Here is a 13,317-nt window from a genome sequence, read left to right on the forward strand (position 1 = left end):
GCGCGAAAGGCTTAAATGTAAGGTCAAACTTACAAATGACTTAATTTTGCAGTTTCTCCTCCATGGGAGGATGAGGACATGGTTATGGACCACCGCCATCGTTCGGCCACGCAAAGCGACGTCGCCAAGGAAGTCGGCGTTTCGCGAACCCTCGTGTCCTTTGCCTTCCGCGGCGCGCCTGGCGTCAGCGACGAAACCAAGCAGGCCATTTTCGAAGCCGCCAAGCGTCTGGGCTACCGGCCCAACGCAGTAGCCGCCGATCTCGCACGCAAGCATCGCTCCGCCGTCGGGCTTTATCTCATGGACATCCGCAATGAGGTCTACGCGGACATCCTCAGTGGTGTCCGCACGGCACTGCCCCAAGACCGTAACAGACTCATTCTCAGCGTCTCGCGGTCCATTGACGGTGAGGATCAAGGCGCGCTGGAGTCGCTGATTGAGGCACGGGTGGGCATCATCATCGCCGCCACGCTGCTGGATTCCGAGGAGCGGGTCCGGGAGTTGGCCCACATTGTCCCGCTCGTGAGCGTGACGCGCCCCGTAGAGGGAGTGGATAGCGTCTATTCGGACGACGCTGCCGGCGCCCGCGCCGCCACTGAACACCTCATCGGGCTGGGTCACACGAGAATCGCCCACTTGGCCGGGCCCGTGTACGACGGGCATACGGTCCGGAGGCAGAGCTACGCGAAAACCATGCGCGACGCCGGGCTGAAGCCACTTATGCTCGCGGCCGAGGACTTCACCCAGGACGCCGGACAGCGCGCGGCCACCGAACTGCTCAGCATGACCGAGCGACCAACGGCAATCTTCACCCACAACGACCAGCTGGCGCTGGGTGCCCGGGAGGCCGCGTATGCCAAAGGCCTCTCGGTGCCATCCGAGCTCTCCTTGGTGGGTTACGACAATTCGAGGACCTCCGGACTCCACGGCATCGATCTCACCTCCGTCGACCTTCACGCTACTGAGCTGGGACAGATTGCGGGCACCGTCGCGCTGGAACGCCTCAGCAATCCCGAGGCGCCCGTCGCTGACAGGCGAGTCACGCCGAAACTGGTGGTGAGAAACTCGACAGCACCACCGGCGCGCGTCACCTAGATGTGATGCAGGCACGTGGTGGCGACGCCCCAGATGGTCAGCTCAGACAACGCCGGAACGCGAATGTCCGGATACTTGGGATTGTCCGCCTGCAGGATTACACCTGACGGCGTGACGCGCAGCCTCTTGATGGTCAGCTCGCCATCAAGGACAGCCACGACGACGGACCCATCCTTGGGCTCGAGGGCCCGGTTGACGATCAACTCGTCGCCGTCGCTGATCCCGGCGCCCTCCATGGACTGACCCGTCACCCTCACCACGAAAGTGCTGGTGACATCCTTGATCAAGTGCTCATTGAGATCGATGCGGCCATCAAAATAGTCCTGCGCAGGTGACGGATACCCCGCCGCCACCGGTATAGGCGCCAGCAGTACTGACATTAGGGAGAAGCCCGCATCTATCACGCGGGGGCCGACTATCACGCCCACAACACACCTTTATTCGAATATATGTTCGATAATTGAGTGTACAGCTAAGGGCGGACATTTGGGCTAGCGGACCACCAGATACCGCACATGCGTGACCAGGCCGGTTCCGCGCACCTCGGCCTGTTCCAGCTTCACGTCCCCCACACCGTCGAGCAATCGCTCGCCACCGCCCAGGATCATGGGTGCAATGTGAAGCCGCAGCTCGTCCATGAGCCCGGCTGAGAGGAACTGGCGTGCGGTTTGTGCTCCCCCGGCAATGGCCACATCCCGGTCCCCGGCAGCTTCCCGGGCCTGGGCCAGCGCCGATTCGATGCCGTCGGTTACGAAGTGGAAGCTGGTCCCGCCTTCCATTTCCAACGGCTCATGCTGATGGTGCGTAAGGACAAAGACAGGTGCGTGATAAGGCGGTTCCTCGCCCCACCATCCCCTCCAGCCCTTGTCCCATACCGAGGGACCAGGCCCAGCAAACATGTTCCGCCCCATGATGAAGGCACCGGCCGCGAGAATCCCTTCGATCTCAGGTGCGTTCGCCTCCGGGTCTTCAAACATCCATCTGTGCAGCAGCTCTCCGCCGTCGCCCAACGGCTCCTCCGCGCGCTGGTTGGGGCCAGCAACAAATCCATCGAGTGAAACAGTCAGATCGCATGTGACTCGGCTCATGCGCCCATCATGACAGCTACCACCCTGATGTTCCTTCCCCCGTCGAAGTCCAAAGCTCGCCAAAGGGCTCAGCGAGGCGGACACTATGGCTATACCTTCAGGAGGACCCATGACACGCTCATCAAACGTGGACCAATTGAACATCCTGATCGGCGAGTGGGAAACCACCGTTCCGGAGAGGGACGTGCAGGGCCGGACAACGTTCGAGTGGCTGGAAAGCGGCGGCTTCCTGATCCAGCGCTCCACGGTTCAACAACCGGACTACCCCGACTCGATCAGCGTCATCGGTGCAACAGGCTCCGATGGGGCACTGCAGCAGCACTACTTCGATTCACGAGGCGTCGCCCGGATCTACGACGTGGTGCTAAAGGACAATGTCTTGTTGATATTCCGGGATGGCCCGGACTGGCCCCAGCGATTCGTGGGCCATGTGAGCGAGGACGGAAATACCATCCACGCCCGCCTGGAACGGGGAACCTACCCCGGGGGTCCGCTGGAGCACGACTTCGATATGGTGTACAGCCGGGTCCGGGCACGTTAGAGGCCACCACCGCACTCATCGGAAACCTCATTTTTCCAAAGCGATGTGATCCACGTTATTACCGGCGGGTAAACGGCACGCTACGGATCAGCCAAAGATGGCAACAGCGGGGAAACACCCGCGAAAAACCGGCCACCTACGCTGAAGACCAACAGCAGGTCACATGAGCGAAAGGGCCAAACATGTCCGCCATCCCGTCCGCATCTTCCCTTCACATCGTCATCGCAGGGGCAGGTCCCGCGGCCCAGTCTTTGGTGCGGCGACTTGCCGGAGGATCCGACTCCCGGCAACGCGCTTTCCACGGAACCATCACCGTGCTCAGCAACCGCGACGAGTGCCCGGACGCCCTGCTGGAACTCGCAGAACTCCCCCAGGTCTCAATTCGCTTCGGGCAGGCGGCCAGCTTCATTGACTCCGACGCGAAAATAGTCACCACCGTGGACGGCATGGAGTTCTCCTACGACCAGTTGGTCATAGCAACCGGTTCTGCCCCGACCCTCCCCCCGGTGGCGGGCTCCGAGTCGGGCCTCAGTTACTCCACCATCGACGACGCCGCTAACATCGGCGAAGCGGTCAAGGAAGTCACGCGCATTGTGGGCCGCCGCCCCCTGGGGATCCTGGTCGGGAACGGACCAGCGGCTGGCCAGGCCGAGGCTGTGCTGCGGGCCCGCGGAGTCCGCCCCGTACGAACCACCCTCCGCCCTACCGCCGTCGTTCCTTCCACCGGTACCGCCGCGCCAGGCGGCCTGCTGCCGGCGAGCGGCATCCTCTTCGAAGACGGCAGCAGCATGAAGGGCGATCTGGTGGTCCTGGCCGAGGAGCGCACAGCCCGCAATGACCTCGCCGAAAGTGCCGGACTCACAACAGCCCCCGACGGCGGTATTGCAGTGGGGCGCGACCTCGCCACATCCGTCCCGGGCATCTGGGCGATTGGCGATGCCGCATCATGCGACGGACTTCGCCTGGGCTTGCTCCTTTCCGCCGAGTCCTCTGCAATGCTGTGCGCTTCAGGCTTGCTGCTGGGTGCGGGCAAGGAAGATCAGCAGGCGCTGATCGCCGCCTAACCTGCCGCCGGCGGCGGCCCCAGCGGACAACGGCCCATGTGGCAAGATGGTCCTTTGACGGGCAGTGACAACCCTGCGGCCACCGGGCCGGCCACGCCCTGCACGGAAGGATCCCATGAGCAACGAAGCCGTCGCCCCTGCAAACATCGCAAATATCGCCTCCTACATTGACCACACTCTGTTGAAGCCGGAGGCCAGCGAGGCTGACGTCCTCAAGGTGTGCGCCGAGGCTATCGAGTACAAGTTCAAGTCAGTATGCGTGAACCCCGTATGGGTTAAGACCGTCACCAAAGCCCTCAAGGGTTCGGGCGTGCTGACGTGCTCGGTGATCGGGTTCCCGCTGGGTGCCACTCCCAGCGACGTCAAGGCATTCGAGGCCCGCGGAGCTGTGTTGGACGGCGCGGATGAAATCGACATGGTGATCAACATGGCCTCCGCCCGCGCCAACGACAAAGGTGCGCTGGTGGATGACATCAGGGCCGTATCCGAGCCTGTTCACGCGGGTGAAGCCATCTTGAAGGTCATCATCGAGACGTCCATGCTGACAGATGAGCAGAAGGTCATCGCCTGCGAAGCGGCCGTGGAAGCGGGCGCTGACTTCGTCAAGACCTCCACCGGATTCAACGGCGGAGGCGCCACCGTTGAAGACGTTGCCTTGATGCGCAAGACCGTCGGACCGGACCTGGGGGTGAAGGCCTCAGGCGGAGTGCGCTCCCTCGCCGATGCACAGGCTATGATTGCTGCTGGTGCAACACGTATCGGAGCGAGTTCCGGAATTGCGATCGTCAAGGGTGAACAGGGTTCATCTGCCTACTAAGGCTTCCGCTGCCGTCAGAGATTTTTGAGCCCTGCGGGGCCGAGGAGGAATGAATGTCCAAGAACGCCACAAGCGCCCCCATTGAACGAGAGAACAACCTGGGCACCAGCATTGTGCTGTTCCTGGTGATGATCGTGCTCTTCCTGGGTGCCATCTACTCGTTGTCGTTCCTCACCCTGGATAACCCCTGGCCCATGGCAGTCTGCCTCGGCCTGTTCGCCCTCGCTTTCTGGATCCCGCAGACCATTTTTGGCCGCTCAGATTCCGCCGGCGAAAGCTAAACCCTCTTATCACGTTGAATGGCCCGGGCACTCGCCCGGGCCATTCCTTTATGTTGACCAAATTTTTGTCGACCAAATTTGTCGCCGAAGGCGTCCCTCTACGGCAGCTGCACGACTCCGCCCAGGGCTGCAAGAACCCCAGGCCAATGCTGTTGCGCCAGCGTCCACGCCGCAGCTCCCATGCCCACCATGGCGTAACCACTGACGGGTATCAGGACCAGCCACTCACGGCGGGAACCGGCCCGCCCCAGCAGCGGGATGGAGAAGGCTCCGTTGGGCCGCCAAATCCCCCGGATCATGGATTTCCGCAGGAACTTGGGTGGCTTGATGACGATGGGCCATAAGAGCGGCACCCCGCCGACAGTGATCATGTCCCCCACAATGTGCACCACCACCCCGGTGAGCATGGACAACGGCAACCAACCCCATTGATCCGGCGCAAACCACGTCACTAGGCCGGCCATCACCAAAGCGAACAGCCAGTTGGTGATCCAGCCGGACTTTGGAAACAGGTTCAACGCCTTGGCCGCCAGGTTGATCATGAACATGCACAGCAGCCCGGCTCCTATGGAGAGCTTGCCTACCGGCGTCACCATTTGGAACTGGGCCGCCATGGCTGCGAGCACCACAAACGCGGAAGCCCCCAACAGCGAGTGTGTCCCTTGGCGGTGCCCTCCGCTGGCTTTTTCGATCCCCACGGCAATCACATTGGACAGCGGCGGCAGCGAATTCGCGATGGTGCTGTGGCGGTGGTCCCAGTCGACCACCAAAGCAGTTCCCGCCGTCGCCATGGCGCCGATCAGGATCCCGGTGGAGTCCAACGGGTACCAACCCAAGGCGTACGGGCCTGTCGAGGCAATAGCAATCCACGCCGCGGCTCCCGACGCGGCGTGATGTCCTCCCATCATGCAGTTAGCCAGCCTTTACAGGTACTTCAGCGAAAATCGCTTCAATGACGTTATTGGCCCATTGCAGGATCTCGGCGTCCTGCAGATCGCGTCCACCGATCCTGGCCGTCTTGGGCTTGGGAATCAGCACCGCATCCAGGGCAGGCTTCACCTGCGAGCCCGGGTACATGCGGTTGAGGCGCATGGTTTTGGACTCGGGCAGTTGCGCCGGCGAGAAGCGGATGAAGTTGCCTTGGAGTGCGACGTCGGACAGACCGGCTTCGCGGGCACCTACCCTGAAGCGGGCCACGGCAATGAGGTTTTGGGCCGGCAGCGGGGGCTCGCCGTAGCGGTCCACGAGTTCCGCCAGGACTTCGTCGATGGCTTCGTACGTGATGGCGGATGCCAGTTTCCGGTATGCCTCCAAGCGGAGCCTTTCGCCGGGCACATAGTCGTGTGGCAGGTGGGCGTTGACGGGCAGCTCGATCTTCATTTCGGCTGCCTTCTCCTCGGCCTCGCCGCGGTATTCGGCCACAGCCTCTCCCACCAGGCGGATGTAGAGGTCGAAGCCCACTCCTTGGATGTGGCCTGACTGCTCACCGCCCAGCAGGTTTCCTGCGCCACGGATTTCCAGGTCCTTCATGGCCAGTTGCATGCCGGCGCCGAGCTCGTTGTGCGCTGCCACGGCTTTGAGGCGTTCCAAGGCCACCTCGCCCAAGGGCTTCTCCGAGGGGTACAGGAAGTACGCGTAGGCACGCTCCCGGCCACGGCCAACACGGCCTCGGAGCTGGTGGAGCTGCGAGAGGCCGTACTTGTCGGCCCCGTCCACGATCAGGGTGTTGGCGTTGGAGATGTCCAGGCCGGTCTCAATGATGGTGGTGCAGACCAGGACGTCGAAACGCTTTTCCCAGAAGTCCACAATGATCTTCTCAAGGCGGCTCTCGGACATCTGGCCATGTGCCACTTCCACCCTGGCCTCGGGGACAAGCTCGCGGATCTGCGCGGCGATGCGCTCAATTGACGAGACGCGGTTATGGACAAAGAAGACCTGCCCTTCGCGCATGAGTTCACGACGGATCGCGGCGGAGGTTTGCTTGTTGGTGTACGGGCCCACGTAGGTCAGCACGGGGTGGCGTTCCTCCGGCGGCGTCGCCAGGGTGGACGTTTCCCGGATGCCCGTGAGCGACATTTCCAGTGTTCGGGGAATCGGCGTTGCACTCATGGCCAACACGTCCACGTTGGTGCGCATCTTCTTGAGCGCTTCCTTGTGCTCCACCCCGAAGCGCTGCTCCTCGTCAACGATCACCAGACCCAGGTCCTTGAACTGGAAGTCCTTGGACAGCAGCCGGTGGGTACCGATCACCACGTCCACAGCGCCGCTCTTGACGCCTTCGGCGGTTTCCTTGGCTTCCTTGCTGCTCTGGAACCGGGACAGTGGTTTCACGCGCAGAGGGAAGCCGGAGAAACGCTCGGTGAACGTTTCGTAGTGCTGCTGTGCGAGCAGAGTGGTGGGCACCAGGACCGCCACCTGCTTGCCGTCCTGGACGGCTTTGAAGGCAGCCCGGACGGCGATTTCGGTCTTGCCGTAGCCCACGTCGCCGGAGACCAGCCGGTCCATGGGGATCTCTCGCTCCATGTCCGCTTTGACCTCGTTGATGGTGGTCAGCTGGTCCGGTGTCTCCACATAGGGGAACGCTTCCTCAAGCTCTCGCTGCCACGGGGTGTCGGGTGCGAAAGCGTGGCCCCGGGACGCCATGCGGGCGGAGTACAACCGGATCAGCTCTCCGGCTATTTCCTTGACGGCCTTGCGTGCCTTGGACTTGGTGCTGGCCCAGTCCGCGCCGCCCATCTTGCTCAACGCCGGCGCATCTCCACCGACGTAGCGGGTCACCTGATCCAGCTGATCCGTTGGGACGAAGAGCCGGTCACCCGGCGCACCGCGCTTGGAGGGCGCGTACTCCAGCACCAGGTACTCGCGCAGCCCGGCATCGGACGACGACGTACCGGCCACCCTGCGCTGGATGAGCTCCACGAACCGGCCGATGCCATGCTGCTCATGCACCACGAAGTCGCCGGCATGCAGCTGCAACGGGTCCACGGCGTTGCGTCGCTTGGACGGCATGCGGCGCATGTCCTTGGTGGAGCTCGCCGTGGCGCGACCCAACAGATCGGCTTCGGTCAGCAGGCCCAGTTTGAGGCCGTCCAGGACAAAACCACGTCCGACGGCGGCGGTGGTCACCTCTATGATGCCCGGCTGGGGTTCTTTATCCAGCGAGTCAACGCGGGAACAGGGAATCTCGGCGTCGTGGAACAACTCAGCCAGGCGCTGGGCGGGTCCGGGACCATCGGTCACCACCACCACACGCCACTGCTCGCGGACGCGGGAGCCAATGAATTCCAACATTTCAGCCACGTCACCCTGGTAGCCACGAGGTTCGCGTGCACGCATGTTGAGGACATCGATGTCCAGGACCAGGTCCTCGTCCGAGGCGAGCGAGGTGATGGACCACCAGGACACGCCATGTTCCAGGGCGGCCGAGCGGGTGTCGGTGAGCGAACGGAAGCTGGCAGCGTGCAAATCGGTGGACGCCTGGGATGAGAGGTCAAGGGGCGCCGCACCGCCGTCGGACGCCGTTGACCAAGCAGCTTCCAGGAACTCCTCGTTGGTCGCTGCGAGGTCGTGCGCGCGGGTGCGCACCTTCTCCGGTTCGATGACCACGGAAAGCGAACCGGCGGGGAGCTGATCCACGAACGGCACCATGGCATCCACCAAAACAGGTGCCAATGATTCCATGCCTTCAACAGCGATTCCGCCGGCGATCTTCTCGAGCATGTCTGCCGCGGCAGGCATGTCTGCCTTGAGCTTGGCTGCACGGGACATGACGGACGCGGTGATCAGGATTTCCCGGCATGGCGGGGCGTGCAGTTCGGTGGGGTGGTGGATTCCGGGTGCGGACAGCGAGCGCTGGTCCGCCACGGCGAACCAGCGCATCTGGTCCACTTCATCGCCGAAGAATTCCACGCGGATGGGGTGGTCCTCCGTGGGTGGGAAAACGTCGAGGATGCCGCCGCGGACCGCGAACTCGCCGCGGTGCGTCACCATGTCAACGCGGGCATACGCGGCGTCGGACAGGGCACGGACAACTTCGGTGAAGGAACGCTCCTGTCCCACCTGCAATGTCACCGGCACCAAGTCACCCAAGCCGGCAACGATGGGCTGGACCACGGCGCGGACCGGAGCCACCACCACACGCAAGGGGGCCGTCGTCGAGGTTTCGGGGTGCGTCAGACGGCGCAGGACGGAGAGCCGGCGGCCCACGGTGTCCGAGCGTGGCGAAAGCCGCTCATGGGGGAGCGTCTCCCAACTGGGGAACGTGGCCACGGACTCTGCGGGGAGGTAAGAGGCGAGCGCCGCGGTGAGGTCCTCGGCTTCACGGCCGGTTGCGGTGACGGCGAGGACCACAGGAGCGCCCGCGCCATCAGCACCAACGGCAGCCAGGGCGTCGGCCATTTCGGCCAGCAACACCGCGCGCATCCCTTGGGGGGCGCTGATCTGGTAGTCGGCGTTCCGGTCGTTGAAGGACCGCTGCGCCTCCGTGCGAACACGCGCAAAAGTCTTGTCCTCCGCCAGTGCGCGGCGCAGACCGTTGAGGCTCATGGCAGAAACTCCTAGGGTGGGTCCAAGGGCAGGCAACACAAATGCCCGGAAATTCAGATGAATGCCGGGTCATTCCAGCCTACCTCTACCCCCAGCCACAGGAGTTCCTTTTGCAGCCTTCGGAAGCTACGCATTCCAATACCCCGCAGGACACCAAGACCGTGCTGGTCACCGGCGCTACCGGTTACATCGGCGGTCGTTTGGTGCCCCGGCTCCTGGAGGCGGGTCACCGGGTCAAGGTCCTGGTGCGCACGCCCCAAAAGATCGCTGATGTTCCCTGGCACGATCAGGTGGAGATTATCCAGGACAGCCTGTCCGAGGCCGAAAGCCTGGCGAAAGCCCTGACCGGCGTCGATGTCCTGTATTACCTGGTCCATTCCATGGCGTCGGGCAGCGGTTTTGAGGCGAAGGAAGAAGCGATGGCCCGGCTCGTGGCTGGCGCGGCCACTGACGCCGGTGTGGACAGGATCGTCTATCTGGGCGGCCTGCACCCGGAGAACACGGAGCTGTCCACCCATATGCGGTCCCGGGAGACAGTGGGCCGGGTGTTCCTTGAATCCGCGGTTGGTTCCATTGTGTTCCAGGCGGGTGTGGTGATCGGTTCGGGCTCTGCGTCGTTCGAGATGATCCGCCACTTGGCCGATACTTTGCCCGTGATGCCGGCACCCAGTTGGGTTAATAACCGGATTGAAGCCATTGCCGTCCGTGATGTCCTGCATTACCTGGTGGCGGCCGCGGCCGTTCCGGAGAAGCTGAACCGCTCCTTCGACGTCGGTTCGCGGGATGTCCTGAAGTACAAGGACATGATGAACGAGTACGCCGTGGAACGAGGGCTCCCCCGGCGGCTGGTGATTGCGCTTCCTGTGCCGGCGCCCAAGCTCGCGGGCTTGTGGGTGGCCTTGGTGACGCCCATTCCGTTGTCCATGTCCCTGCCGCTGGTGCAATCGCTGCAGCACGATGCGGTGTCGCGGGAGCACGACGTGGACGATTACTTTCCACAGCCCGACGGCGGCCTGACGCCTTACCGGCGCGCCGTCGCCTTGGCGCTGGGTAAGGAACGGGACGGACAGGTTGAGACGACGTGGGCGAACGCGGGCATTGACGCCGATCCCCTGCCGAGCGACCCCGACTGGGCCGGGTACAAAGTGTTCCTTGACGAACGGACCTTCCACAGCGAGGCCAAGCCTGAACATGTGTGGACCATCATTGAGGGCATCGGCGGCAAGAACGGCTGGTACTCCCTTCCCTTGGCCTGGCGGGTCCGAGGTTGGCTGGACAAACTGCAGGGCGGTGCAGGGCTTTTGAGGGGTCGCCGACACCCCCGGACGCTGAACACCGGCGAGGTAGTGGACTGGTGGCGGGTGGAGGCGATCGACCGCGGGCATCTGCTGCGTTTGCGAGCCGAGATGCGTGCCCCGGGCGGCGCCTGGCTTGAGTTGGCTGTGGAGCCCGACGGCGCCGGCAGCCTCTACAAGCAACGCGCCATCTTCTTTCCGCGTGGCCTGGCCGGAAGGCTGTACTGGCTTGGCGTGTATCCCTTCCACGGGTTCATCTTTCCCTCAATGGCCCGCAACATTTCGGCCGCGGCCACTACCCTCCAAGAGGCCGGTTCAGGCGTGTCCACCGAGACCCCGTAGGATGTTGGGAGCTAAAAAGCTTCACCACAAACCACCACGGAGGACCCATGGCCCTGAGTGCATCCACCACCCTGCCCCACAGCGTTGACCGCGTAGCTGCCGTCTTCGTCAACGAAGATTTCCTGCGTCACACCAGCGAATACGTGGGCGGCTCCTTGGAATCGTTCACCGTCGACGGCGACACTGCAGGCGCGTTCACCACCACCACGGTTCGCACGCTGCCCACAACCCGTCTGCCGGACATCGCCCGCAAGTTCGTTGGCGAGACCCTGAAAGTCACCCAAACCGAGAAGTGGGAAGCCCCGGCTGCCGACGGTTCACGTGCCAGCACCATTGCCCTCAAGATCTCGGGCGCTCCGCTCGATGTCACCGCGGTCCAGCGCCTGGTCGCCGAGGGCGGCAGCACCCGGATCGAGCTCGAGGGTAACGTGACCTCCTCAGTTCCGTTCCTCGGTGGCAAGATCGCTGACGCTGCCGAGCCGATGGTCGGCAAAGCCTTGGGCATCCAGTCGCAGCAGGCGCAGGCCTGGCTCGAAAGCCACTAGCGTGGAGATCCCCGGCATCCTGGCGGTTGTCCTGATCGTTGCCGGTGTCTGGTCCTTGGTTGTGTGGCCGCAGTTCCTCAAGCGCGTCATGAAGGACCCTCGCGCCCGCGACGCCGCCGGGAAAGCCACCAAGTTTTTCACGGTCCACGTTGTGCTGGTCACCATCTCCATGGTGCTCGGGCTCGCGACGGCGGCCATCGGGATCGCGGGCCTCGTCGCCTAACGCTCGTCCCAACCGGCGGACAGCACATGCTCTATGAGCCCTCATTGGAACATGTGCTGTCCCCCAGTTGGTAAGATGGTTGTTGGTGTGCCGGGAAGTCTGGTCGGCGGAGTCATTATCCATGCCCGCACACCATAGAAGGAGCCTTCGTGGCTGACCGTCCCCGCCTGCCGAACAACTCTTCCCAGACCGGCAAAGTCTTCTCCCGCTCCAGCTACCCCGAGTACCGCAGGATCCTTTCGATCCTCCGCACGGAAACCGTGGGCGGCGCCCTCCTCCTTGCAGCTACCGTGGTCGCGCTCATTTGGGCGAACTCCCCTGCAGCGGACAGCTATTTCGCACTCCGAGACGTCAAGATCGGCTACGAACCCTGGCATCTTGAGCTGAGCCTTGGCCACTGGGCTTCAGATGGCCTGCTGGCGGTGTTCTTCTTCCTCGCTGGGCTTGAACTTAAGCGTGAATTCGTTGCGGGCGAACTCCGAAAACCAGCCCGCGCCGTAGTCCCCGTCGCCGCAGCCGTTGGCGGAGTGGTGGTGCCGGCCCTGATCTACGTTCTCTTCAACCTCGGAACTGCCGGAGAAACGCTCAAAGGCTGGGCCATTCCCACAGCCACGGACATTGCCTTCGCCCTTGCGGTGCTGGCCGTCATCAACACGCACCTGCCCGCCGCCCTCCGGACGTTCCTACTGACCCTCGCCGTAGTGGACGATCTGATCGCCATCGGAATCATCGCCTTCTTCTACTCCACAGGGCTCCAGCCGCTCATGCTTTTGGCCGCCCTGGTGCCGCTTGCCCTCTTCACGTTCCTTGTGCAGAAGCGGATCCGTAGCTGGTACCTCTTGTTGCCCCTTGCTTTGGCCACGTGGGGCTTCGTCCACGCTTCCGGCATCCACGCCACCGTGGCCGGTGTGTTGTTGGGCTTCGCCGTCCCTGTTCTGGCCAGCGGGAAAAAGGGAGAACCAGCCGAGGGCCTGGCCGAGCACCTCGAACACAAACTACGCCCCTTCTCGGCAGGCTTTGCGGTACCTGTCTTCGCGTTCTTCTCCGCAGGCGTGGCCTTGGGCGGGTTGGACGGCATGGGAGCCGCCCTCAGGGACCCCGTGGCGCTCGGGATTGTTGCAGCATTGGTGGTGGGCAAGGCCGTTGGTGTCTTCGGCACCACGTTCCTGGTCACCAAAACCACCCGCGCAAGCCTGGATTCCAGCATCGCGTGGATCGACCTCTTCGGGCTTGCATTGCTGGCTGGCATCGGCTTCACGGTCTCATTGCTGATCGGCGAATTGAGCTTCGGCGCCGGCTCCGCCCATAACGACCACGCCAAAGTGGCCATCCTCGCAGGTTCCTTGATCTCGGCGCTGCTGGCCGCCGTTGTGCTTAGGGCCCGCAATCGGCGCTACCGCCAAGTGCAGGCAGATGAAGAACGGGACGACGACGGCGACGGGGTACCCGACGTCTTTGCCCGCTCCTGATGCGGGGGTGCT

The 13,317-nt window shown here is 63.3% G+C and carries 13 protein-coding genes; 9 read left to right on the forward strand and 4 right to left on the reverse strand.

Going from position 1 to position 13,317, the window contains the following annotated elements; translation table 11 throughout:
* Positions 1-84: 84 nt before the first annotated feature.
* Complete coding sequence (locus tag J3A64_RS11420) at positions 85-1,095, forward strand: LacI family DNA-binding transcriptional regulator (protein WP_014921154.1); 1,011 nt, start codon at positions 85-87, stop codon at positions 1,093-1,095.
* Here J3A64_RS11420 and J3A64_RS11425 read toward each other — a convergent pair.
* Entirely contained in the window at positions 1,092-1,523 is a 432-nt protein-coding gene (locus J3A64_RS11425) for a LexA family transcriptional regulator (RefSeq protein WP_011774093.1), read from the reverse strand. The genes J3A64_RS11420 and J3A64_RS11425 overlap by 4 nt on opposite strands.
* A 63-nt stretch (positions 1,524-1,586) precedes the next feature.
* Entirely contained in the window at positions 1,587-2,183 is a 597-nt protein-coding gene (locus J3A64_RS11430; protein WP_210064333.1) for a dihydrofolate reductase family protein, read from the reverse strand.
* A 109-nt stretch (positions 2,184-2,292) separates the two neighbouring features.
* On the opposite strand from J3A64_RS11430, the gene J3A64_RS11435 reads away from it, so the two are divergent.
* The 4 genes from J3A64_RS11435 to J3A64_RS11450 all read left to right on the forward strand — a co-directional run bounded on the left by J3A64_RS11435 (position 2,293) and on the right by J3A64_RS11450 (position 4,886).
* The gene (locus J3A64_RS11435) at positions 2,293-2,724 is read left to right on the forward strand and encodes a hypothetical protein (protein ID WP_011774088.1); all 432 of its coding nucleotides are present in this window, start codon (positions 2,293-2,295) and stop codon (positions 2,722-2,724) included.
* Between the two features lie 182 nt (positions 2,725-2,906).
* Positions 2,907-3,788, forward strand: coding sequence for an FAD-dependent oxidoreductase (locus J3A64_RS11440; RefSeq protein WP_210064334.1), 882 nt, complete (start codon positions 2,907-2,909; stop codon positions 3,786-3,788).
* 115 nt (positions 3,789-3,903) lie between these two features.
* A complete protein-coding gene (deoC, locus tag J3A64_RS11445; RefSeq protein WP_011774086.1) occupies positions 3,904-4,605 on the forward strand; it encodes a deoxyribose-phosphate aldolase in 702 nt (233 codons plus the stop codon).
* 53 nt (positions 4,606-4,658) lie between these two features.
* Positions 4,659-4,886 carry a hypothetical protein gene (locus J3A64_RS11450; protein WP_011774085.1) on the forward strand — a complete coding sequence of 76 codons (228 nt, stop codon included), beginning with the start codon at positions 4,659-4,661 and terminating at the stop codon, positions 4,884-4,886.
* 98 nt (positions 4,887-4,984) lie between these two features.
* Here J3A64_RS11450 and J3A64_RS11455 read toward each other — a convergent pair whose 3' ends face one another.
* Positions 4,985-5,794, reverse strand: a complete 810-nt coding sequence (locus tag J3A64_RS11455; protein ID WP_014921147.1) for a metal-dependent hydrolase — start codon at positions 5,792-5,794, stop codon at positions 4,985-4,987.
* A gap of 4 nt (positions 5,795-5,798) precedes the next feature.
* Positions 5,799-9,431 (reverse strand): transcription-repair coupling factor, encoded by a 3,633-nt coding sequence (gene mfd, locus J3A64_RS11460; protein WP_210064335.1) that lies wholly within the window; start codon positions 9,429-9,431, stop codon positions 5,799-5,801.
* 41 nt (positions 9,432-9,472) lie between these two features.
* On the opposite strand from mfd, the gene J3A64_RS11465 reads away from it, so the two are divergent.
* From J3A64_RS11465 to nhaA, 4 genes are all read left to right on the forward strand, one after another.
* Positions 9,473-11,068: an SDR family oxidoreductase gene (locus tag J3A64_RS11465; RefSeq protein ID WP_210064336.1), complete on the forward strand. Its 1,596-nt coding sequence runs from the start codon at positions 9,473-9,475 to the stop codon at positions 11,066-11,068.
* Positions 11,069-11,115: 47 nt separating this feature from the next.
* Entirely contained in the window at positions 11,116-11,613 is a 498-nt protein-coding gene (locus J3A64_RS11470) for a DUF2505 domain-containing protein (RefSeq protein ID WP_011774081.1), read from the forward strand.
* Between the two features lies 1 nt (position 11,614).
* On the forward strand, positions 11,615-11,836 hold the full coding sequence (locus tag J3A64_RS11475) for an SCO4848 family membrane protein (RefSeq protein ID WP_210064337.1): 222 nt from the start codon (positions 11,615-11,617) through the stop codon (positions 11,834-11,836).
* A 149-nt stretch (positions 11,837-11,985) separates the two neighbouring features.
* Positions 11,986-13,305, forward strand: coding sequence for a Na+/H+ antiporter NhaA (gene nhaA, locus J3A64_RS11480; protein WP_210064338.1), 1,320 nt, complete (start codon positions 11,986-11,988; stop codon positions 13,303-13,305).
* Positions 13,306-13,317 lie beyond the last annotated feature (12 nt).

Source organism: Pseudarthrobacter sp. PvP004 (genome assembly GCF_017876035.1).
GTDB lineage: Bacteria > Actinomycetota > Actinomycetes > Actinomycetales > Micrococcaceae > Arthrobacter > Arthrobacter aurescens_A.